Consider the following 22,157-nt stretch of genomic DNA (forward strand, 5'->3'; position numbering starts at 1 on the left):
ATCTAGCCCCGGCCGACACACGCCAGCGGGCCCGAGTCGAGCCGGACTTGGGCGGGCATTCCCTGGCAGACTGTGCGTCGGTGACCAGGAATCAGCGCGACCCCTACGACGACTTCGACCGTCAGCGACGGGTGACCGAAGCCGCGAAGACCGCGGGTCTGCCGGGCACCGAAGGTCAGCACCGCACCGACTTCGCCCGCGACCGCGCCCGGGTGCTGCACAGCGCCGCCCTGCGCCGGCTGGCCGACAAGACCCAGGTCGTCGGGCCGCGGGAAGGGGACACGCCGCGCACCCGGCTGACGCACTCCCTCGAGGTCGCCCAGATCGGGCGGGGAATGGCCGTCGGCCTGGGCTGCGACCTCGACCTGGTCGACCTGGCCGGCCTGGCCCACGACATCGGCCACCCGCCCTACGGCCACAACGGCGAGCGCGCCCTCGACGAGGTCGCGGCGAACTATGGCGGCTTCGAGGGCAACGCCCAGAATTTCCGAATCCTGACCAGCCTCGAGCCCAAAGTGCTTGACGCCCAAGGCAACAGCGCGGGTCTGAACCTGACTCGCGCGTCGCTGGACGCGGTCACCAAATACCCGTGGTTCCGCGGCGAAGGCCATGGGAGCGCGGCGCGCAAGTTCGGGTTCTACGACGCCGACCGCGAGGCGGCGGCCTGGATGCGCGCGGGCGGCCCGGAGGGCCGGATGTGCCTGGAGGCGCAGGTGATGGACTGGGCCGACGACGTGGCCTATTCGGTGCACGACGTGGAGGACGGCGTCGTCTCCCAACGCATCGACCTGCGGGTGCTGGCCGACGACGACGAGGCGGCCGCGCTGGCCAAACTCGGCGAGACCGAATTTTCCCGGGTGCGCGCCGACGATTTCATGGCGGCCGCGCGACGGCTGTCGGCGCTGCCGGTGGTCGCCGCCGTGGGCAAGTACGACGCCACGCTCGCGGCGTCGGTCGCGCTCAAGCGGCTGACCAGCGAGCTGGTCGGGAGGTTCGCCTCGGCCGCCATCGCCACCACCCGCGCGGCGGCCGGACCCGGACCGTTGGTGCGCTACCGGGCCGAGCTGCAGGTTCCCGATCTGGTGCGGGCCGAGGTCGCGCTGCTGAAAATCCTGGCGCTGCAGTTCATCATGTCCGATCCGCGGCATCAGGAAACCCAGGCCGGTCAGCGTGAGCGCATCCACCGGGTGGCCCACTGGCTGTACGCGGGAGCCCCCCGAACCCTCGACCCGGTCTTCGCTGCGGCCTTCAACACCGCGGCCGACGACGGCGCCCGGTGGCGGGTCATCGTCGATCAAATCGCCTCCTACACCGAGGGCCGGCTGGAACGGATCGACGCCCGCCAGGCCGGCCCGTAGCGGGTCGGGGGGCGCAACTCGTCCGGCCCGGGGATCGGCGCGGCCGCCGCGAGTTAGGCTGCCCGACATGAAGAAATTCAGCGGCTCGCCTTTGATGGCCTCCCTTCTGATGGGGCTTCCCGTCGTCGCCATGACCGCCTGCAGTTCACCGCAGCACGAGAGCAGCCAGCCGGGCACCACCCCGCCGGTGAAAACCGCCGCACCGACGTCCTCCGGGGAGGCGACGACCCCGGCACCCGCCGGCGGCTCGCTCAGCGCGGAGTTGAAGACACCCGACGGCCGGACGGCGGCCACCGCGACCTTCGACTTCACCGGCAACTATGTGACCGTCACCGTCAAGACGGTGGCGACCGGCATCCTGACCCCCGGCCTGCACGGCCTGCACGTCCACGAGATCGGCAAGTGCGAGCCGAACTCGGTGGCCCCCACCGGCGGTGCGCCGGGCAACTTCTTGTCCGCCGGCGGCCACTACCAGGCGCCCGGCCACACCGGCAAGCCCGAGAGCGGCGACCTGGCGACGCTCGAGGTGCGCCAGGACGGCGCGGCCTACCTGGTCACCACCACCGATTCGTTCACCCGGGACGACCTGCTGGCCGGTACCAAGACCGCGCTGATGCTGCACGGCGCCCAGGACACCGAGAACGCGATGGATCGCGTCGCGTGCGGCGTCATCGGAACGGGATAGCGTTCGCCGCCGCGCGCTTAGACTGAGCCGATGTCAAGCCCGGCAAGTTCACGGAGCGACGGCGACGCGCGCGCCCGGGGCCGCGGCCGGATTCCGGACCGCGACATCGCCGCCATCCGCGAGCGGGTGCGCATCGACGAAGTGGTCGGCGATTACGTGCAGTTGCGGCGCGCGGGCGCGGATTCGCTCAAGGGGCTGTGTCCGTTTCACGACGAGAAGTCGCCGTCGTTTCACGTCCGCCCCAACCACGGCCACTTCCACTGCTTCGGCTGCGGCGAGGGCGGCGACGTGTACGCCTTCATCCAGAAGATCGAGCACGTCAGCTTCGTCGAGGCGGTCGAGCTGCTCGCCGACCGGATCGGTCACACCATCACCTACTCCGGCCCGGCGACCAGCGTGCAGCGCGACCGCGGCAGCCGAAGCCGGCTCGTCGCGGCCAACGCGGCCGCGGCAGAGTTCTACGCCGCGGCGCTGGAATCCGACGAGGCGGCGCCGGCACGGCAGTATCTGACCGAGCGCAACTTCGATGCCGAGGCGGCCCGTCACTTCGGTTGCGGGTTCGCGCCGTCGGGATGGGACTCACTGACAAAGCACTTGGTGCGCAAGGGTTTCGAGTTCAAAGAGCTGGAAGCGGCGGGCCTGTCGCGGCAGGGGCGCCGCGGGCCGATGGACCGCTTCCACCGCCGCCTGCTGTGGCCCATCCGTTCCTCGGCCGGCGAGGTGATCGGTTTCGGCGCCCGGCGGCTCTTCGACGACGACCCGATGGAAGCCAAGTACATCAACACCCCGGAGACGCTGCTGTACAAGAAGTCGAACGTGATGTTCGGCATCGACTTGGCCAAACGCGACATCGCCAAGGGCCATCAGGCCGTCGTCGTGGAGGGCTACACCGACGTGATGGCGATGCATCTGGCCGGGGTCACCACCGCCGTGGCGTCGTGCGGCACCGCGTTCGGCGACGAGCACCTGGCGATGCTGCGCCGACTGATGATGGACGACAGCTTCTTTCGCGGCGAGCTGATCTACGTGTTCGACGGCGACGCGGCCGGGCGGGCCGCCGCCCTCAAGGCGTTCGGCGGCGAGCAGAACCTGGCGGGTCAATCGTTCGTGGCCGTCGCGCCGGACGGCATGGACCCCTGCGATCTCCGGCTGAAGTCCGGCGACGGCGCCCTGCGCGACCTGGTGGCCCGGCGAACGCCGTTGTTCGAGTTCGCAATCCGGTCGGCGCTCGCCGAGATGGACCTGGACAGCGCCGAGGGCCGGGTGGCCGCGCTGCGGCGCTGCGTGCCCATGGTGGGCCAGATCAAGGACCCCACGCTGCGCGACGAGTACGCCCGCCAGCTCGCCGGGTGGGTCGGCTGGGACGACGTCGCGCAGGTCATCGACCGGGTGCGCGGCCAATCCAAGAACGCCAAAATCCCGGCCCGCGGCGGCGCCGGACCCAAGGCGTCGCGGCGCGCGGAGCAACCCGCCGCCGCGGCCCATGCCGCGGCCAGCCGTCCCGACCCCCGCGACCCCACCCTGTGGCCCCAACGGGAGGCACTCAAGTCGGCGTTGCAGTATCCGGCGCTGGCCGGCCCGGTCTTCGACACGCTGACCGTCGAGAGCTTCACCCACCCCGGCTACGCCGCCATCCGCGCGGCGATCGAGACCGCAGGCGGCACGTCGAGCGGGGTCACCGGGGCGCAGTGGCTCGAGGTGGTGCGCGATCGGGCGTCGTCGCCCTTGACGGCCGCGCTGATCAGCGAGCTGGGCGTCGAGGCCATCCAGGTCGACGAGGAGAAAATGCCGCGCTACATCGCCGGCGTGCTGGCCCGCCTGCAAGAGGTGTGGATGGGCCGGCAGATCGCCGAGGTGAAGTCGAAGTTGCAGCGCATGTCGCCGATCGAACAGGGCGACGAGTATCACGCGTTGTTCGGCGACCTGGTAGCGATGGAGGCCTACCGGCGCAGCCTGCTGGAGCAGGCTAGCGGCGACGAGTAGAGGTCTCGAGCTCCTCGTCGGGCAGCGGCTCGACGTCGCGTTCCATGATGGCGGTTTGGTCGTCGATCTGCGCCAGCGTGACAAAGCCGGCGTCCGGGGAGATCCGGTTCGCGATCTTGCGGCGTCCCCCCTCGATCATCGACTTGGCCACCGGGCTGCTGGTCAGCGCTCGATAGGTGCCGACGATCTGCTCGTATCGCCGACGACCGGCTTTCGAGCCCAGCACGTAACCCAGTCCCAGCACCACGACATACCGGATCAAAGCGTTCCTCCCGACTATCGATGGCTCCATCCTGCCTCACCGGGTGGGGTGCGTGCGCGGTCGACCGGGTGAGACGGTGGCGACCCGCGCCAGTTGGGCGCGGTCGTGCCAGTACGCTAGAGTCGTCCCGCGATCGGGTTAGTCCCCTGTAGCTCAATTGGCAGAGCATTCGGCTGTTAACCGAAGGGTTCCTGGTTCGAGTCCAGGCGGGGGAGCAGCAAAATTCAGCGGGCCGCCCGGCCGTCACTGCCCGCTCGCGATACCGGCCGGATTTCCCGCCCATCCCGGCGTCGGCGACAAACCCAGATGCTCGCGCAGCGTGTGGCCGCGGTACTCGGTGCGGAAGCTGCCGCGCTCCTGCAGCAGCGGGACCACCTTGTCGACGAACTCGTCGAGGCCGTGCGGCGTCAGGTGCGGCACCAGGATGAAGCCGTCGCAGGCGTCCGACTGCACGTAGCGGTCGATCTCGGCGGCCACCTGCTGCGGCGTTCCGACGAACTGCTGGCGGCTGGTCACCTCGATGATCAGCTCCCGGATCGAGAGGTTTTCGGCCTCCGCTCGCGCCCGCCAGGTTTGGGCGACCGTCGTGGGATCGCCGTGCCGGACGCGTCCCCTCGTGATGTTCGGGTTCTCGACGGGGTCGACGTCGGGCAGGGGTCCGTCGGGATCGTAGGCCGACAGGTCCACGCCCCACACCTGCTCGAGAAACGCGATCGCGGTCGGACCGCTGACCTGCTGCTCGCGGATGTGGCGCGCGTTGTCCTGCGCCTCGTCGGGGGTGTCTCCCAGCGCGAACGTCGCGCCGGGCAGGACCTTGAGCTGGTCGGGGTCGCGCCCGTGGGCGGCGGCGCGGCCCTTCACGTCGGCGTAGTAGCGCTGCCCCGCCTCGAGCGAACCGTGCAGCGTGAACAGGGCGTCGGCGTGCCTGGCGCCGAAGTCGCGGCCGTCGCTGGAGTCACCGGCCTGCAACAGCACGGGGTGGCCTTGCGGCCCGGCGGGCAGCGCGGCCACGCCGTGGACGCCGAACTGCGGACCGAAATGGTCGACGACGTGGATGCGCGTCGGGTCGGCGTAGGTGCCGGCGTCGACGTCGGCGATCACGGCGTCGGGTGCCCAGCTGTCCCAGAACTTGCGCGCGACGCGGATGAACTCCTCGGCCCGGTGGTATCGGTCGGCGTGGGCGAGGAATCCGCCGCGGCGGAAGTTCTCCCCGGTGAACGCGTCGGAGGAGGTGACCATGTTCCACGCCGCACGCCCGTCGGACAGGTGGTCCAGCGTCGCGAATTGCCTTGCCACCTCGAAGGGTTCGTTGAAGGTGGTGTTGATGGTGCCGGCCAGGCCGAGTCGGTCGGTCACCGCGGCGAGCGCGGCCAGCACGGTGAACGTGTCGGGACGGCCGACGACGTCGAGATCGTGGATTTTGCCGCGGTGCTCGCGCAGCCGCAGCCCCTCGGCAAGGAAGAAGAAGTCGAACAGCCCCCGCTCGGCGGTCTGGGCAAGGTGCACAAACGATTCGAACGCGATCTGGCTGCCCGCGCTCGGATCCGACCACACCGTCGTGTTGTTCACCCCGGGGAAGTGGGCGCCCAGGTGTATCTGCTTGCGCTGTCCCGCATCTCGAACGGTCATCCGGTCAGCCCCCATCGTTTGGCGATCAGTTCATGCGAGCGCAGCCGGTCGGCGTGCCGGTGGGTGACGGACGTGATGACAAGTTCGTCGGCACCGGTGACCCGGCGCAGCAGCTCGAGCCGGTCGGCGACCTCATCGGGGTTGCCGACGAATTGTGTTGAAGTGCGGTCGGCCACCAATGCCTGCTGGGCCTCGGTCAGGGGTTCGCAGAAGTCGGGATCCGGGTAGGGGATCGCGCCCCGGCCGCTACGAATGGAATACACCCAGTGGCCGTAACTGGACGCGAGGTAGCGCGCGGTGGCGCTGTCCTCGGCGACCACGACGTCGGCCGACACCACCACGTACGGCCGCGCCAGCCGGGCGGAGGGGCGGAAGGCGTTGCGGTACGCGGTGATCGCGTCGAGCGCGGTGCCGGGGGTGATGTGGTAACTGGCGACGAACGGAAGCCCGCGGGCGCCGGCCACCTCGGCGCTCTGTCCCTTGGTGCTGCCGAAGATCCACGGTGTCAGCTGCGCGTGTTCGCCGGGAACCGCCCGCAGCTGATGGCCGTCGACGGCGTAGGTGCCGTCCAGCATCGCTTCGATGTCGGCGACCTGGTCGGCGAAATCCGCCGGCTGCGCGCACGGTTGGGCGAGCACCGACGCCTGCGCCCGCATCCGTTCGGATCTCATCAGCGGGGTTTGGTCGAACGGTGTGGGGACGAGCAGGCCGTCGACGTCCCGCCACGGCTCGGGCGCGCGGTCGGGCTGGGGGGCGCGCGAGGTCGCGGCCTCTTGCCGCCGCTGCCCGGAGCGGCCCAGGCCCATGTCGATGCGGTCGGGATGCAACGCGTCGAGGATGCCGAAGCTCTCCACCACGGCAAGCGCCGTCGTGTGGCCGACCTGCACGGCGGCCGATCCGACGTGAATGCGTTCGGTGGCCGCGGCGATCTGGCCGATCAGCGTCACCGGTGACGAGCTGGCCACCGCGACGAAGTGGTGCTCGGCGAGCCAGTAACGCTTGTAGCCCCATTGTTCGGCGTGCTGGGCCAGGTCGATGGTGTTGCGCAGCGCCGTCGCGGCGTCGCTGCCGGCGCTGATGGGTGCCAGGTCCAGGATCGACAGGGGAGTGAGGCTCATGACGGCGCCGTCGCGTAGCGGTTGGGGGCGGGCGCCAGGCCAAGGCGGTCGCGCAGCGTCTCGCCCTCGCGGTAGCGGGTGCGGAACCGCCCGGCGCGCTGCAGCAGCGGCACCAGGTCGTCGACGATCGCGGGCAGGTCGATCGCGTTGACCGCGGGCCGCAGCCGCACCCCGTCGACCCCGGCGTCCTGCCAGGCGAGCAGCAGCTCCGCCAAATCGCTTGCGCGGCCATGGAACACGTGCGCGTCGGAGGAGATGGCCGCGCCCGGCGTCAGCGGATCCTCACCCAGCGACACCACCAGATCGGCGTAGGCCTGGATCGTGCGGCCCGCCGCACGCTGCGCGTGGCCGACCTCGGCCAGGATCGCGCGCAGCGATTCCTCGTCGCGTGGGGTGACGAACACCAGGTCGGCGCTGGCGGCGGCGAATTCGTAGACGCGCGGCGCGTGCGCCAGCGCCGCCACCACCGGCTGGCCCTGGGGAGGGCGCGGGGTGATGGACGGTCCCTTGACCGAGAAGTGCTCGCCGGCGAAGTCGATGTAGTGCAGCTTGTCGCGATCGATGTAGCGGCCGGTCGCCACGTCGCGGATGACGGCGCCGTCCTCCCAGCTGTCCCAGAGGCGGCGCACCACCTCCACGGCGTCGGCGGCCTCGCGGAAAAGTTCGTCGCCGTCGGGGGCGGATCGCCGGCCGAACAGCGCCGCCTCGTGTGCCGTCGCGCTCACCCGCACCTGCCAGCCGGCCCGGCCGTGCGAAATATGGTCAAGCGTCGCAATCGCTTTCGAGACATGGAACGGCTCGGTGTGGGTGACCGTCGCGACGGGGATGAGTCCGATGTGTGCGGTGACCGGCGCGATGCGCGCGGCCACGAGCGTGGCGTCGGCGCGCCCCGCCAGGCGCCGCGGCGAGATCTCGGGCCGGCGGCCCGGCTGCGCATCCAGGCTGTCGTCGATGGTCAGGAAGTCCAGCAGGGCACGTTCGGCGGTGGCGGCCAGCGCGGCCCAGTATCGCCCGCTGAGTTGCCCGCCGCCGGTTGCGTTGTGCGCGAAGGCGTATCGCCACGCGTGGGGGTGCCACCCGTAGCCGTCGAGCCCCACGGCCAGATGCAGCTCGGTCATGACCGGGCCGCGGAATCTGCCGTCGGGACGCCGTCGTGCATCGTGTCCATAACCCACTGTGCAACGCTCAGCGCGGCAATGCATTCCGGGGCGGAGTTAACGTCAGCGTGAGTAATACTCTGCCGAGTTCATCGCCGAAGAATCAGATGGAGAAGTCCTCGCCGTACCAGACTCCGGCTTCGGGGGGCCGGATGACGTGGTTGGTCTGCGCGCCGTCCGCCCGGGCCTCGAGTTTGGTCACCCGGGTCAGCAGCGACTGCAGGCTGACACCGACGAGATCGGGCATCATCGAGTCATCCGGACTGCCGGGACGGCTACGGCTGATGACCTGTCCGGGCACCCCGATGACCACCGCGCTGGACGGAACCTCTTTGACCACCACGGCGTTGGCGCCGATGCGGCTGTCGTCGCCGATTTTTATCGCGCCCAAGACCTTTGCGCCCGCGCCGATGATCACCCGGTCGCCGATGGTGGGATGGCGCTTGCCGGTGTCCCTGCCGCTGCCGCCGAGGGTGACGCCGTGGTAGATCGTCACGTCCTCGCCGACCTCGGCGGTCTCGCCGATCACCACGCCGGTGGCGTGATCGATGAACAGCCCGGGCCCCAGGACGGCGCCGGGGTGAATCTCGACGCCGGTCAGGATCCTGGTGATCTCGGCGGTGATGCGCGCGATCAGCCTCGCCCCGCGCAGCCACAGCCAGTGGTTGATGCGGTGAAGCCAGATGGCGTGCACCCCGGGATAGGCGAAGATCACCTGCAGCGTGGTCGGGGCGGCGGGGTCTCGCTCCCTGGCGGCCCGGATGTCGGTGCGAATGGCGTCGAGCATGACTAATCGGCCAGGTCGGCGAACAGCGGCGTGCTCAGGTAGCGCTCGCCGAAGTCGGGCAGCACGACGACGATGAGCTTTCCGGCGTTTTCCGGGCGGCGGGCGACCTTCAGCGCGGCCGCCAGCGCGGCCCCCGAGGAGATGCCGACCAGCAGTCCCTCTTCGGCGGCCAGCCGCCGGGCCAACGTCATCGACTCTTCGTTGCCGACGGTGATGACCTCGTCCACCAGATCCATCGCCAGCACCGGCGGGACGAAACCGGCGCCGAGGCCCTGGATGGGGTGCGGCCCTTTCTGTCCACCGGAGAGCACCGGGGACCCCTCCGGCTCGACGGCGATGAATTGTGCGGAGGGCTTACGTTCTTTGATGACCTGAGCCACCCCGGTGAGGGTGCCGCCGGTCCCGACCCCGGCGACGAAGATGTCCACCTTGCCGTCGGTGTCGCGCCAGACTTCCTCCGCCGTTGTCTTACGGTGGATTTCGGGGTTGGCCGGGTTCTCGAACTGCTGCGGCACGAAGTACCGTTGGTCGCTCTTGGCCAATTCCTCGGCCTTGGCGATGGCGCCCGGCATGCCCTCCGGACCGGGTGTCAAGACGATCTCGGCGCCCAACGCGCGCAACAACATTCGCCGCTCGACGCTCATCGTCTCCGGCATGGTCAACACGCAGCGGTAGCCGCGTGCGGCCGCCACCAGCGCCAGCGCGATGCCGGTGTTCCCGCTCGTCGGTTCGAGAATGATCGTGTCCGGCTTGATCACGCCCGCCTTTTCGGCCGCGTCGATCATCGCGACCCCGATGCGGTCCTTGACGCTGTTTCCCGGGTTGAAGAATTCCAGCTTGGCGACGACGTCGGCGACCGCACCGTCGGTGACCCTGTTGAGCCGGACCAGCGGGGTGTTTCCGATCAGTTCCGTGACGTTCTCGGCGATGCTCATCTACCTTTTGTCTCCAACGATGTAGGACCAGGCCTCTCAGCCTGCCAGCTAATATCGAACTCTATGTTCATCTCGGTCGGGATGGCTAGCGCCGCATAATCGAGTCGAGCCTGATCAGGGCCGCTGCGGCTAGCTCCCGCCAGGGCGTGAATCGGCTCGGACGATACGGTCATCGGTCGCTAATTTTCCTGAAAATCTCCGTGAGCCCGCGTCTTGACGCCGCCGGACAAATACACCGAAACCGCCCTGACATGGGCTAGCGCGCGGATTTCTACAGTGTCAGAGGCGTGCGGATCAACAACAGCGACACGAACAGTCCGCGACGCGCGACGGGACAAAGCGCAGCTGTACGGAGTGTTGCATGCGTCCACTATAGGACAGGCGAGGTTTTCGCCCGTTGGGCTCAGCCGGGATCCGCGCCGTCTGGGCTGGTCATCGCTTCGATCGGCTCGGCGCGAGGGTCTCCGCATGTGTCGGCGCCGTGCCTAGGCGCTGACACCCCACCCGAGCAGCCGCGACGTCAGCAGCACGATGCCGAGGGAGACGGTGGCGACGACCGTCAGCCCGATGACCGCGACGACCAGCGGGCGCCAGCCGGTGCGCGCGATCTGACGGATATCGGTGTTGAGGCCCACGCCAGCAAAGGTCAGCAGGAACGCCCATTTCGACACGTTGGCGAGGTTGGCGGTTTGGCCCTTGGTCAGCCAGCCGGCGGTGGCGATCGCCGACACCGCCAGGAAGCCGAGCACGAATTTCGGGAATTTGTTCCAGACGAACGCGGCCTTGGCATTGGCGCCCCGCGCGATCTCGTCGGCCTGCCCGCGCGCGGCCCAATACAGCGCGAAGCCCAGCACGACGAAACCGATCAGCGCGTTGCGGGTCGACTTCACCAGCACCGCGATCTTGCCGGCGTGGTCGGAGTACAGGTAGCCCGTGGCGGTGGTTTCGGCGGTGTTGTCCACGGAAAGCCCTGCCCACAAACCGAATTCGTGATCGGTGAGCCCGATCGCGTGGCCCAGCGGCGGCAACACGAACAGTGACACGGCGCCCAGCGCCAGGATCGCCGCGATCGCGTAGCTGACATCGGAATTGCGGGCCCGGATCGCGCCCTTGGCCGCCACGATCGCCGACACCCCGCAGATCGACGTGCCGATCGCCAACAACGAGCCGAGCTTGCCCGACAACCCGAACGCGCGGGCCACGACGATGATGATCGTCCCCGCGATCGTCATGTCCACCAGGATCTGCACCAGGCTGATCCCGCCGAGCCTGGCGATGTCGCCCAGCACGAAACGCGAACCGAGCGCCACGATGCCGACCTTGAGCCAGAATTCGTAGGTCAGCACGCCGGAGCGAAAGATCGGGTGCAGGCCAACGGTATTGGTGATGAGCAGCCCCATCACGATCGCCCACAACACGTATTCGATGTCGGGCACCGTCCAGTGCTCGTGTTTGGCCAGCGCGTTCCACCAGATCTGGGCGTACTTGCCCAGCACCCCGACGCCGATCAGCAGCAGGATGCCCGGGACATAGTCGAGCGGACGGGTACTGGTGAACGTGGTTTCGGCAGATGCTTCGCCGGGCTCGACGCGCACCGTGCTCACGCCGGTCACCACGGAACCTTCGGAAGCACGTCGGCCACCGCCAGCGCGACGATCACGCCGGCCACCGCGGTCGCCCACCAGTCCACCGATATCGCGCCGAGCCTCGCGGTCCAGCGCGGTCCCCGCAGCGCGTCGTCCTCTGGCACGCCCTCACCCACGATGGCCACTCCTCACGCGACTCCCCGGGCGACAGTGGCGGCTTGCGCAGCCGCATCCCGTTGAGGGGAATCGTGGCCCGTGGGTCCGGCGCGTCCAAGTGATTGACTCGGGCAGAATTTAGCTCGCCGGGGCGGTCGATCAGGTTGGCAGGCCGCGCTTCTCGGCGTCGGCACGGTAGCGGTCCACCCACTCGTCGGAGCGATGGTCGGCCTGGCGTTCGAGCACCGGCTCCGGCGCCAGCTGCGGGTCGAGACCCAGCGCCTCGAGGATGGAGGCCACCACCTGGGTGAGGTTGCGCCACAACACCGGATACGGAATCTCCATGGGCGTGATGCCCTCCTGGGCGAACCAGTTCCGCCAGCCCTCTTCTTGCGCGCGCAGCATGGTGACCACGTGAGCGATCGCCCCGGCGTGGTAGGTGGCGCGCGCGTCGCGGGCCGGGTCGGGCCTGCCCCGCCAGACGCGGGTCTGCACCGCGCGCCAGAAGGACACCGCCTGCGAAATCACGTCGGGCCGGTAGACGTGAATCAGTAGCGGGTCTTCGCCCACCACGTCGCGGATGGCCGCGAGCAGGCCGTCGCCGCTTCGGTCCGGCAGGTTCTTGGCGCGGTCGAGCAGCAGCGGTGTCTGGTTCCACATCAGCTTGCCGCCCCACACCCCGTTCGGCGTCCGTCCGACCGTACGGATGTAGGCGCGCCAGATCTCGGGCGGCGCGAGGTCCGGAGTCCCGGCGTCCAGCGGGTCAAGCAGATTCAGGATCGACTCGTCGTCGACGCCGGCGAACCACTCCCGTGGCTGTGGCGACTGGCTGGTGGCCGGCAAATACTGAAAGAACTCCTGCGGCTCGCCGGCCACGCCGGTCGCGCGCAGCGATTCGACCAGCAGCGTGCTGCCGCTGCGCTGCGACGCCAACACCAGGTATGACGACGGACTCTTTGTCACCCGCAGAGTCTACCCAGAAACGCGGCATCCCATCTCCGGTAAGGCGATCACCGTCAGCCTGAGCGAAACCGTTGCGTTGAACCACACTTGCCCGAACCGTGGCGTTCGGCGGGGACAGCCGAACGGGACGGTGGCCGTGAGTGCGCAACGATTTTCGGAGCAGACGCGACGCGTCGCGACCGACGCGTGCCGCGTCGCGACCGACGCGTGCCGCGTCGCCCCTGTGTCGCACCCCGGTTCCGGTGACGATGGGAGGCCGGCCGCGCGCCGCCGCCACCGACCCCGCGCGCCGCCGTGGGCAATTCGTCGATTGGGTTACCGGCCCCGGCCACATTTCTTCTTGTTGATCGCAAACCTAACGCCGGGCATTGTCTTGCCCGTACATTCGCTGATCTGCGCGTATAAGCAGGCATGGACGGCGCGTTAAAGCGCTGTTTGCTTGAGCGCCAGCGGATTACGAACGCATAAACGTCTGTTACGAACATGGGGTCGAGTTGAGTCATCAGGACCGCCGTTGGGGTGGGCGAACAGCGTGAACGCGACGACCGTGGCGAAGCCCATGAGCGCGTTGGGGGAATTCTTTCTGCTCAGCGCCGAGGCGCTGGTTGCCGCCGTGCGCGGTCCGTGGGCGTGGCGTGAGGTGCTCGAGCAGATTTGGTTTGTCGCCCGGGTTTCCATCTTCCCGACCATCATGTTGTCGATTCCGTACACGGTGCTGATTGTTTTCGTGCTCAACATTCTGCTCGTCGAGATCGGCGCCGGAGACCTTTCGGGTGCCGGCGCCGGTCTGGCCTCGGTGACCCAGGTGGGCCCGGTGGTCACCGCGATGGTCGTCTCGGGCGCCGGGTCGACGGCCATGTGCGCGGATCTAGGCGCGCGCACCATCCGCGAGGAAATCGACGCGATGAAGGTGATCGGCGTCAATCCCGTTCAGGCGCTGGTGGTTCCGCGCATCATCGCGGCGACGTTCGTGGCCGTCCTGCTGTACTCGGTGGTCGCGGTCACCGGCCTGACCGGTAGCTACATCTTCGTGGTGTTCGTTCAGCACGTCACGCCCGGCGCGTTCATCGCCGGAATGACGTTGGTCACCGGGCTGCCGCAGGTCGTGATCTCACTGATCAAGGCGACTCTGTTCGGCCTGTCCGCGGGCCTGATCGCCTGCTACAAGGGACTATCGGTGGGGGGAGGGCCCACCGGTGTCGGCAACGCGGTGAACGAGACCGTGGTGTTCTCCTTCATGGCGCTCTTCTTCATCAACATCCTGACGACCGCGCTCGGGGTGAAGGTGACGGCCAAATGACCGATGCCGCACGCGAACCGTCGTGGTTCGTCACCCTGGGACCCAGGCTGGTGGGCTCTACACGCAAGCTGGGCGAACAGACCGTGTTCTACGGCCAGTCCGTGGCCTCCACCGCCGATGCGGTGCGCCGATACCCCGGAGAGCTGTTGCGGCTGATCGCCGAGATGGGCATGGGCACAGGCGCATTGGCCGTGATCGGGGGCACGGTCGGCATCATCGGCTTCCTCACGCTGACCACCGGGGCCCTCGTCGCGGTGCAGGGCTACGACACGCTGTCCAACATCGGCGTCGAGGCGCTGACCGGCTTCCTGTCGGCGTTCTTGAACGTCCGGATGATCGCCCCCTGCACGGCCGGTCTGGCGTTGGCGGCCACCATCGGCGCCGGCGCCACCGCGCAATTGGGGGCGATGCGCATCAACGAGGAGATCGACGCGCTGGAGGTCATGGGCATCCGCGCGGTCACCTATCTGGCCTCCACCCGCATCATCGCCGGCATCCTGGTCGTCATCCCGCTCTACGCCGTCGCCGTCCTGATGTCGTTCATCGCGGCGAAACTGCTCACGATCTACGTCTACGGGCAGTCGCGAGGCGTCTACGAGCACTACTTCGCCACGTTCCTGCGCCCCAACGACCTGCTTTGGTCGTTCCTGTCGGCCCTGACGATGGCGACGGGCGTGATGGTCGTGCACACCTATTACGGTTTCACCGCGACCGGCGGTCCGGCCGGCGTGGGCGAGGCCGTCGGTCGCTCGGTCCGGTCGTCGATGATCGTCACCGCGTTTGTGTGCCTGATGATTTCACTGTCCGTCTACGGGCAGTCCGGCAACTTCAACCTGTCCGGCTAGCCTCATGAGCAACCATACGCACAGCGGGCGATCGCAACGAAACCGGACCCGCACCAGCAGGATTGACCCAATCTGGTGGGCGCCAACGCTGTTCATCATCATCGGTGGCCTGGTCGCGCTGACCGCGGCGTCGTTCTCCGGCAAGTTCGCGGCCTTCGTCCCGCTCACGCTGGTCTCCGACCGGGCGGGACTGGTGATGGAAGACGGCGCCAAGGTGAAGCTGCGCGGCGTCCAGGTCGGCCAGGTCGCCTCGATCGGCACCGACGTGAAAACGGCCCGGCTGCAGCTGAAGATCCGCCCGGATGCCTTCAGATACCTGCCGGGCAACCTCGAGGCCGAGATCAAATCGACCACGGCGTTCGGATCCAAGTATGTCGACCTGATCGTCCCCGCCCGGCCCAGCGCCACCGCCCTGAAGCCCGGGGCGGTGCTGCGCTCGCGCAATGTCACCGTCGAGGTCAACACCGTGTTCGAGAACCTGCAATCGGTGGTGAAGGCGCTCGACCCGGCCAAACTCAACGCGATCTTGTCGGCCTTCGCGCAATCGGTGCGCGGTAAGGGCGATCGGATCGGACACGCGGTCACCGACGCGAACAACGTCCTGCTCACCGTCAACCCGCGCATGGACACGATTCACAAGGACTGGCGGCTGTTCGGCAAGACCGCTGCCATCTATTCCGATGCGGCGCAGGACATCCTGTCGATCCTCGACTCGGCGACGACCACCAGCGCAGCCGTCACCGACGAGCAGCGCTCACTCGATTCCTTGCTGTTGTCGGCCGTGGGCTTCAGCCAGACCGGCATCAACGTCGTGGGCCGCAACGAGTCGAACATCGTGCGGTCCATGAACCTGCTCGATCCCACCATCGCGCTGTTGCAGAAGTACTCACCGACCTACACGTGCCTGTTCCAGGGCGCCCAGTGGTATGTGGACCACGGTGGCCGAGATGCGTTGGGCGGCAACGGGTACTCGGTGATCCTCGACGCCGCGCTGCTTTTCGGCGACGACCCCTACCGATTTCCCCAACACCTGCCGAAGGTCAACGCCACCGGCGGTCCCGGCGGCAAGCCCAGCTGCGGATCGCTGCCCGACCCGAGCGCGAACTTCCCGGTGCGCGCGCTGGTCACCGACACCGGTTGGGGGGCGGCCCCGAACGAGATCCGCACCAACGTGGCCGCGGGCAATCCGTGGTGGGCCAACTGGTTCCCCACCACCAAGAACCCACCCGAGGCGCCGCGCTACTTCTGGCGCGGAGGGCAGCCGCCGCCATGAGAAGAAAGCTCTCCAGCATCGTCCTGCGCGTCGGGATCTTCACGACGGTCTGCTTGCTGTTCACTTTCGCGCTCGTCGCGGTGTTCGGCCAGTTGCGCTTCGAGGATCGCACCGGGTATCAGGCCGTGTTCACGAACATCTCCGGCCTTAAGTCCGGCAACTTCGTGCGCATCGCCGGGGTGGAAGTCGGCAAGGTCGGCGAGCTGCGCCTGCATCACGACGGCACGGTCACCGTCGGCTTCGAGGTGGACAAGGGCGTGCGACTCACCGAGGGCACCAAGGCCGTCGTGCGGTACGAAAACCTGATCGGCGACCGCTATCTCGCGCTCGAAGAGAGCCCGGGACCACCACGGCGACTCCCGCCGGGGGCGACGATTCCGCTGGCGCGGACCTCGCCGGCGCTCGACCTCGACGCGCTGATCGGCGGATTCCGCCCGTTGTTCCGCGCGCTCGATCCCGATCAGGTCAACGCCCTGTCCGGCCAACTCTTGCGAATCTTCCAGGGGCAGGGCGCAACCCTGGCCTCGGTGCTGTCGCAGACCTCGATACTGACCTCGACCCTGGCCGGGCGCAGCGAGCTGATCGGCGAGCTGATCACCAACCTGAACACCGTGCTGCACACCTTCGCCGCTCGCGACCACGAGTTCTCCGACGGCCTGGACAAGCTCGCCCAGCTGGTGGAGGGATTGTCGCAGCGCAGAAACGACATCTCCACCGGACTCGCCTACATCAACGCGGCCGCCGGCTCGATCACCGATCTGCTCGGCCAGTCCCGCCAGCCGATCAAAGACGTTGTGCACGAGACGGATCGCATGTCCGCACAGGTACTCTCCGACCGCGACTACGTCGACAACCTGCTCAAGGAGCTCCCCGACATCTACCAGGTGCTGGCCCGGCAGGGACTCAACGGCGACTACTTCGGCTTCTACTTCTGCGAAGTGTTGCTCAAGTTGAACGGCAAGGGAGGCAACCCGATCTTGGTCAAACTCTTGGGCCAGCCCAGCGGGCGGTGCACGCCGCGATGAGGCTGAAGATCCGCAAGCTCACGTCGCCCGGCCCGCGCAACCCGTTCGTGTTGGGCGTGATGGGAACCGTCATCCTGGCCTGCGTGACCGTCGTCGCGTTCCAGTACAACAGGCTGCCCTTCATCAAGAACACGAACGACTACGCCGCGTACTTCGCCGAGGCCGGCGGCATCAAACCCGGTAACGCGGTGCGGGTTTCCGGCATGGGCGTCGGTCGGGTCTCCGATCTCCGGCTGGAAGGCACCAAGGTTCGGGTGGGCTTCACCGTGCGCAAGGGCATCGAACTGGGCGACCGCACCGAGGCGGCGATCAAAACCGAAACCATCCTGGGCGCCAAGATGCTCGAGCTGACTCCACGTGGAGACGGGCGGCTTTCGGGCACCATTCCGCTGGAACGCACCACCTCGCCCTACGACCTCCCGGACGCGTTGGGCGATCTGACGACCACCATCAGCGGGCTGGACACCGCCCAATTGTCCACGGCCCTCACAACATTGGCGAACACCCTGAAGGCGACGCCTGCGGATCTCAAACCCGCGCTGCAAGGAGTCGCCCGGTTCTCGGACACCCTCAACGGCCGCGACGCGCAGCTGAGGAGCCTGCTGGGCAACGCCGACAGGGTCTCGGCGGTGCTGGGCAAGCGCAGCCAGCAGATCGCCGGGCTCGTCGCGAACTCGAACGCGCTGCTGGCCGCGCTGCTCGACGAGCGCGATTCGCTGGACGCGCTGATGAACAACCTCACCGCGGTGTCGCACCAGATCTCCGGGCTGGTCAACGACAACCGAAGCCAACTCAAACCCGCACTCGACAAGCTCAACGGCGTGCTCGAAATCCTCGACAACCGCAAAGAAGACATCCGCAAGACGCTGCCCAAGTTCAAGCGGTACGCGATGTCCTTCGGCGAATGCCTGGGCTCCGGGCCGTTTTTCAAGGCCTATGTGGCCAACCTGGTCCCCGGACAGATCGGTGGGCCCGTCCTGGATGCGGACATGTACGACCGCTTCCTCGACCCCAACCAGAAGCTGCCCTCGGAGGTGGTCGATCCGCCCACCGGGACCCCGCCCGTGCCGCCCGAGAACGCGCCGGTGCCGCTGTGGTCACAGCCGCCGTCGCCGCCACCGTCGACGCCACCCGTGCGGACCATCCCCCCGCCCTCGCCCCACGATTTCGACGAGCCGTGAACATGAGCCGGAGCACCCTTCGCAAAGGCACTGCGATCGGCCTGATCCTGACGCTGGCCGTGGCGTCGGTTCTGGTCGGCAGCAAGCTGTGGGACGACGTCGAGAAGAACACCTACTCGGCGTATTTCGCGGAGGCCAACGGCCTGTTCGTCGGGGATGAGGTCCGGATCCTCGGCGTGGCCGTCGGGATCATCGACAAGATCGAGCCCCAGCCCACCAGCTCCAAGGTGACGTTCTCGGTCGACAAGCAGTATTCGGTCCCGGCCGATGCGCGCGCCGCCATCTTGTCCCCATCGCTGGTGACGTCGCGGGCGATCCAACTCGTCCCGGCCTACTCCGGCGGCCCGAAATTGAGCGACGGCGCGTCGATCCCGCTCAGCCGCACCGCGGTTCCCGTCGAATGGGATGACTTCCGCCGGCAGCTGGAAAAGCTGACCGACGCCTTGCAACCCGCTAGCCCGGGCGGGGTGAACTCCGTCGGCGAGCTCATCGACTCGGCGGCCGACAACGTGCGCGGCCAGGGCGACACGGCCCGCGACACCGTCATCAAGCTGTCCCAGGCGATTTCGACGCTCGGCGATCACGCCGACGACATCTTCAGCACGGTCCGCAACCTGCAGCTGTTGGTGTCCGCGTTGTACTCCAGCAGCGATCTGCTCGCCTCGTTCAACCAGAACATGGCCGGCGTGACGACCCTGCTGTCGAACACCCCGAACGAGGTCGGCTCCGCGTTGAAGTCGCTGGATGGCGCGCTGACGGACGTGCGTGATTTCGTCTCCGAGAACCGCGAAGCGATGGGCGTCACGGTCGACCGGCTGGGTTCGATCACGACCGCGCTCAACGACAGCCGCGGCGATATCAAGCAGATCCTGCATATCGCCCCGACCGTGTTTCAGAACTTCCTGAACATCTACCAGCCGGCGCAAAGCGCGATGACCGGCATCCTGGCGCTGAACAACTTCGCCGACATCCCGCAATTCATCTGCAGCTCGATCGAAGCGGCGTCGCGGGCGCGGTTGGCCCGCGTCTCGAAACTGTGCCTGCAGTACCTCAACCCGATCATCAAAAACCGCATCTACAACTACATTCCGGCGGGGATCAATCCGTTCGTCGGGACGCAGGCCCGCCCCAGCGAGATCACCTACAGCGAGGACTGGCTGCGACCCGGCTATACGCCGCCCCCGCCCCCGGACGCTCCGTCCCCGCCCGAGCAGCCGCCGCCGGCCGACCAGCCGCCGCCCCCTCCGGCGCCGCCGGCACCGACCGCGACGACCAACTCGCTTCAGGTCCTGCAGGATCTGATGCTCCCGACGGGGCCGTCATGAGACGCGCGGCCGCGGCGATCGTCGGAATGCTCTGCGTCGCTGCGCTTTCGGCGTGCGGGTGGCGTGGCTTGAATTCGTTCAGCCTGCCCGGCACGGCCGGGGGAGGGCCGGGCTCCTACACCATTCAGGCCCAAATGCCCGACGTGGTGACCATCCAGGAGAACACCCGGGTCCGGGTCGACGACGTCAACGTCGGCAACGTCACCAAGATCGAGCTGCAAGACTGGCACGCGCTGGTCACGATGCGCATCGACGGCGACGTCCACCTGCCGGCCAATTCGACGGCCAAGCTCGGGCAGACCAGCCTGCTCGGCTCGATGCACATCGAACTCGCTCCGCCCAAAGACGAACCGCCGGTCGGCCGGCTCGCAGCCGGGTCGGTCATCCCGTTGTCACGCGCCAGCCTGTACCCCACCACTGAGCAGACGCTGGCGTCGGTGTCGATCCTGCTCAACGGCGGCGGAATCGGGCAGTTGCAGGAAATCAACCAAGCCGTCGCGAAGGCATTCGCCGGCCGCGAAAACGACATGCGCAGTCTGCTGGGCCAGCTGGACGAGTTCATCGCCCGCACCAACGGCCAGACCGATGACATCATCGCCGCCGCCGAGAACCTCAACGCTCTGGCGGGCCAGGTTGCCGGCAACGACCCGGTCGTCGACAAGGCCCTGACATCCGTGCCCAAGGCACTGGACGTGTTGGCCAAGGAACGGGCCAAGATCGCCGAGACCATCGACCAGGTAGGCAAATTCAGCGCGATCGCCGCCGACACCGTCCATCAGAGCAGGGAATCGCTGGTGCACAACCTGCGCAACATCGCGCCGGTGCTGCGCTCGCTCGCCGACGCCGGGCCCTCGCTCACCCGGGGCCTGGACGGCTTGGCGACCTATCCCTGGCCGGCGTCGACCGTGCGGAATTGGTTCCGCGGCGACTACGCCAACCTCACCCTGGTGGTCGATCTGACGCTGAGCCGCATCGACCAAGGGCTTTTCACCGGGTCTCGCTGGGAAGGCAACCTCACCCAACTCGAGCTGCAGTGGGGACGCACGATCGGCATGCAGCCGAGCCCGGTCACCGGGGGCAACCCGCTGACCTACCCCTACCATTTCGGGGGGTACTGAATGCTCCGACTGACCCGGCGGACGTGGATCCAGTTGTCGATCCTGACGCTGGTGACCATCGTCTCTTGTGGCGCAATGGCATTCAACTTCATGAAGCTACCCGCGACGTTGTTCGGGATCGGCGAATACCAGGTCACCGTGGACCTGCCGCAATCGGGCGGGCTCTACCAGACCTCGGTCGTCACCTACCGCGGCACCGACGTGGGGCAGGTCAAGTCGGTCGACGTCACCGGCACCGGCGTGCGCGCCGTGCTCGCCATGAGGTCAGGGGTCACAGTGCCCTCCGACGTCCAGGCGTCGGTGCACAGCCGCTCGGCAATCGGCGAGCAGTACATCGAGCTGACCCCACAGCACGGCAACGGCGGAGAACACGCCCGACCGCTGCGGGCCGGTGACGTCATCCCCGCCGGCCATGTCGACGTGCCCGTCGACATCGGGCGCCTGCTCGACATGACCAACCACGCGCTGCAAGCGATTCCGCGCGACAACCTGCGGACGGTGATCGACGAGACGAACCGCGCGGTCGGCGGCCTGGGACCCGAGTTGTCCCGCATCGTCGACGGGTCGACCGCGCTGGCCATCGCGGGAGGCCGGACCGTCGACCCGCTCGCCGCCCTCATCGACCAGTCCCCGGCGGTACTCAACTCCCAGGTCGAGACGTCGGGCGCGATCGCCGCGTGGGCCGGCCACACCGCGGCCATCATGGCGCAGTTCAAGGCTCAGGACGCCGCGGTGCGAGATCTGCTGACGAACGGCGCCTCCGGCATCGAGGAGGGCCGCGCGCTCCTGGATCGGGTGACGCCCGCGCTGCCAGTGCTGTTCGCGAACCTGGTGAGCCTCGGCGACATCGCCGTCGTCTACCGCCACGACATCGAGCAACTCCTGGTGTTGCTCCCGCAGGGCATCGCGGCCATGGCCGCGATCATCGTGCCGAGCTCCAACACCAAACAGGAGTACCGGGGCGCCCAGCTGGACTTCAACCTCAACCTCAACCTGCCGCCCCCGTGCACGACGGGGTATCTGCCGCCGCAGCAGCGGCGCTCACCCGCCAGCGTCGACGCCCCGGACCGGCCGGCGGCCGACCTGTTCTGCCGGGTGCCGCAGGACTCGGAGTTCAATGTCCGTGGGGTGCGCAACATTCCGTGTGAGAGCAAGCCGTGGAAAAGGGCGCCCACCGTCGACCTGTGCGAAAGCGACGAAGAGTACGTGCCGCTCAACGACGGCTACAACTGGAAGGGCGACCCGAACGCCACGACCAGCGGTCAGGGCGTGCCGCTGTATCCCCCGGGGCAGGATCCGCGGCTGCCGGCGCCGCGGGGCACCGCGCCACCGCCGGCGCCGATCGCCGTGGCCACCTATGACCCCGCCACCGGCGACTACATCGGGCCCGACGGGCGGCGCTACACCGAGTCGGACCTGGCCCACCCGCGCGCCAAGAGCTGGCAATCACTGCTCGTCCCGCAACCCTGAG

20 protein-coding genes and 1 tRNA gene are annotated in these 22,157 nt (G+C 68.1%); 12 read left to right on the forward strand and 9 right to left on the reverse strand.

Going from position 1 to position 22,157, the window contains the following annotated elements; translation table 11 throughout:
- Positions 1–80 precede the first annotated feature (80 nt).
- The 3 genes from OCQ_RS09325 to dnaG all read left to right on the forward strand — a co-directional run bounded on the left by OCQ_RS09325 (position 81) and on the right by dnaG (position 4,026).
- On the forward strand, positions 81–1,358 hold the full coding sequence (locus OCQ_RS09325) for a deoxyguanosinetriphosphate triphosphohydrolase (RefSeq protein ID WP_014382307.1): 1,278 nt from the start codon (positions 81–83) through the stop codon (positions 1,356–1,358).
- Positions 1,359–1,425: 67 nt separating this feature from the next.
- Positions 1,426–2,043, forward strand: a complete 618-nt coding sequence (gene sodC / locus OCQ_RS09330; RefSeq protein ID WP_008255630.1) for a superoxide dismutase[Cu-Zn] — start codon at positions 1,426–1,428, stop codon at positions 2,041–2,043.
- Positions 2,044–2,073: 30 nt separating this feature from the next.
- Positions 2,074–4,026: a DNA primase gene (dnaG, locus tag OCQ_RS09335; RefSeq protein ID WP_014382309.1), complete on the forward strand. Its 1,953-nt coding sequence runs from the start codon at positions 2,074–2,076 to the stop codon at positions 4,024–4,026.
- On the opposite strand, the gene OCQ_RS09340 is transcribed toward dnaG, so the two are convergent.
- Positions 4,010–4,288 carry a hypothetical protein gene (locus tag OCQ_RS09340; protein WP_009953068.1) on the reverse strand — a complete coding sequence of 93 codons (279 nt, stop codon included), beginning with the start codon at positions 4,286–4,288 and terminating at the stop codon, positions 4,010–4,012. The two genes, dnaG and OCQ_RS09340, sit on opposite strands and share 17 nt — an antisense overlap.
- Positions 4,289–4,430: 142 nt before the next feature.
- Between OCQ_RS09340 and OCQ_RS09345 the strand changes: the two genes are divergently transcribed.
- Positions 4,431–4,503: transfer RNA gene (locus OCQ_RS09345), tRNA-Asn, on the forward strand.
- 28 nt (positions 4,504–4,531) lie between these two features.
- Here OCQ_RS09345 and OCQ_RS09350 read toward each other — a convergent pair.
- The 8 genes from OCQ_RS09350 to stf0 all read right to left on the reverse strand — a co-directional run bounded on the left by OCQ_RS09350 (position 4,532) and on the right by stf0 (position 12,619).
- Complete coding sequence (locus tag OCQ_RS09350; RefSeq protein WP_008255635.1) at positions 4,532–5,917, reverse strand: NtaA/DmoA family FMN-dependent monooxygenase; 1,386 nt, start codon at positions 5,915–5,917, stop codon at positions 4,532–4,534.
- Entirely contained in the window at positions 5,914–7,035 is a 1,122-nt protein-coding gene (locus OCQ_RS09355) for an LLM class flavin-dependent oxidoreductase (protein WP_014384388.1), read from the reverse strand. The genes OCQ_RS09350 and OCQ_RS09355 overlap by 4 nt, the downstream gene beginning before the upstream one ends.
- Positions 7,032–8,153 (reverse strand): LLM class flavin-dependent oxidoreductase, encoded by a 1,122-nt coding sequence (locus tag OCQ_RS09360; protein ID WP_041784920.1) that lies wholly within the window; start codon positions 8,151–8,153, stop codon positions 7,032–7,034. The genes OCQ_RS09355 and OCQ_RS09360 overlap by 4 nt, the downstream gene beginning before the upstream one ends.
- A 142-nt stretch (positions 8,154–8,295) precedes the next feature.
- Entirely contained in the window at positions 8,296–8,979 is a 684-nt protein-coding gene (gene cysE / locus OCQ_RS09365) for a serine O-acetyltransferase (RefSeq protein ID WP_008255645.1), read from the reverse strand.
- A 2-nt stretch (positions 8,980–8,981) separates the two neighbouring features.
- A complete protein-coding gene (gene cysK / locus OCQ_RS09370) occupies positions 8,982–9,914 on the reverse strand; it encodes a cysteine synthase A (protein ID WP_008255646.1) in 933 nt (310 codons plus the stop codon).
- Positions 9,915–10,399: 485 nt separating this feature from the next.
- Positions 10,400–11,530 (reverse strand): YeiH family protein, encoded by a 1,131-nt coding sequence (locus tag OCQ_RS09375; protein WP_036458652.1) that lies wholly within the window; start codon positions 11,528–11,530, stop codon positions 10,400–10,402.
- Positions 11,524–11,676, reverse strand: coding sequence for a hypothetical protein (locus OCQ_RS26730; protein ID WP_162130190.1), 153 nt, complete (start codon positions 11,674–11,676; stop codon positions 11,524–11,526). Before OCQ_RS26730 ends, OCQ_RS09375 begins: the two co-directional genes overlap by 7 nt.
- Positions 11,677–11,815: 139 nt before the next feature.
- On the reverse strand, positions 11,816–12,619 hold the full coding sequence (stf0, locus tag OCQ_RS09380; protein WP_041784922.1) for a trehalose 2-sulfotransferase: 804 nt from the start codon (positions 12,617–12,619) through the stop codon (positions 11,816–11,818).
- Between the two features lie 532 nt (positions 12,620–13,151).
- Here stf0 and OCQ_RS09385 point away from each other — a divergent pair.
- Genes OCQ_RS09385 through OCQ_RS09420 form a run of 8 tightly spaced genes read left to right on the forward strand, consistent with a single transcriptional unit; the run spans position 13,152 to position 22,156 of the window.
- Positions 13,152–13,919 (forward strand): MlaE family ABC transporter permease, encoded by a 768-nt coding sequence (locus OCQ_RS09385; RefSeq protein ID WP_014384392.1) that lies wholly within the window; start codon positions 13,152–13,154, stop codon positions 13,917–13,919.
- Positions 13,916–14,764: an ABC transporter permease gene (locus OCQ_RS09390; RefSeq protein WP_014384393.1), complete on the forward strand. Its 849-nt coding sequence runs from the start codon at positions 13,916–13,918 to the stop codon at positions 14,762–14,764. The genes OCQ_RS09385 and OCQ_RS09390 overlap by 4 nt, the downstream gene beginning before the upstream one ends.
- Positions 14,765–14,768: 4 nt before the next feature.
- Positions 14,769–16,037, forward strand: coding sequence for an MCE family protein (locus OCQ_RS09395; protein WP_014384394.1), 1,269 nt, complete (start codon positions 14,769–14,771; stop codon positions 16,035–16,037).
- Positions 16,034–17,062 (forward strand): MCE family protein, encoded by a 1,029-nt coding sequence (locus OCQ_RS09400; RefSeq protein ID WP_014384395.1) that lies wholly within the window; start codon positions 16,034–16,036, stop codon positions 17,060–17,062. Before OCQ_RS09395 ends, OCQ_RS09400 begins: the two co-directional genes overlap by 4 nt.
- Complete coding sequence (locus OCQ_RS09405; RefSeq protein ID WP_014384396.1) at positions 17,059–18,243, forward strand: MCE family protein; 1,185 nt, start codon at positions 17,059–17,061, stop codon at positions 18,241–18,243. The genes OCQ_RS09400 and OCQ_RS09405 overlap by 4 nt, the downstream gene beginning before the upstream one ends.
- 2 nt (positions 18,244–18,245) lie before the next feature.
- Positions 18,246–19,568 (forward strand): MCE family protein, encoded by a 1,323-nt coding sequence (locus tag OCQ_RS09410; RefSeq protein WP_407937424.1) that lies wholly within the window; start codon positions 18,246–18,248, stop codon positions 19,566–19,568.
- Positions 19,565–20,686, forward strand: a complete 1,122-nt coding sequence (locus tag OCQ_RS09415) for an MCE family protein (protein WP_041784925.1) — start codon at positions 19,565–19,567, stop codon at positions 20,684–20,686. Before OCQ_RS09410 ends, OCQ_RS09415 begins: the two co-directional genes overlap by 4 nt.
- Complete coding sequence (locus tag OCQ_RS09420; protein ID WP_014384399.1) at positions 20,687–22,156, forward strand: MCE family protein; 1,470 nt, start codon at positions 20,687–20,689, stop codon at positions 22,154–22,156.
- Position 22,157: the final 1 nt, after the last annotated feature.

It is taken from the genome of Mycobacterium paraintracellulare (assembly GCF_000276825.1).
Lineage (GTDB): Bacteria > Actinomycetota > Actinomycetes > Mycobacteriales > Mycobacteriaceae > Mycobacterium > Mycobacterium intracellulare.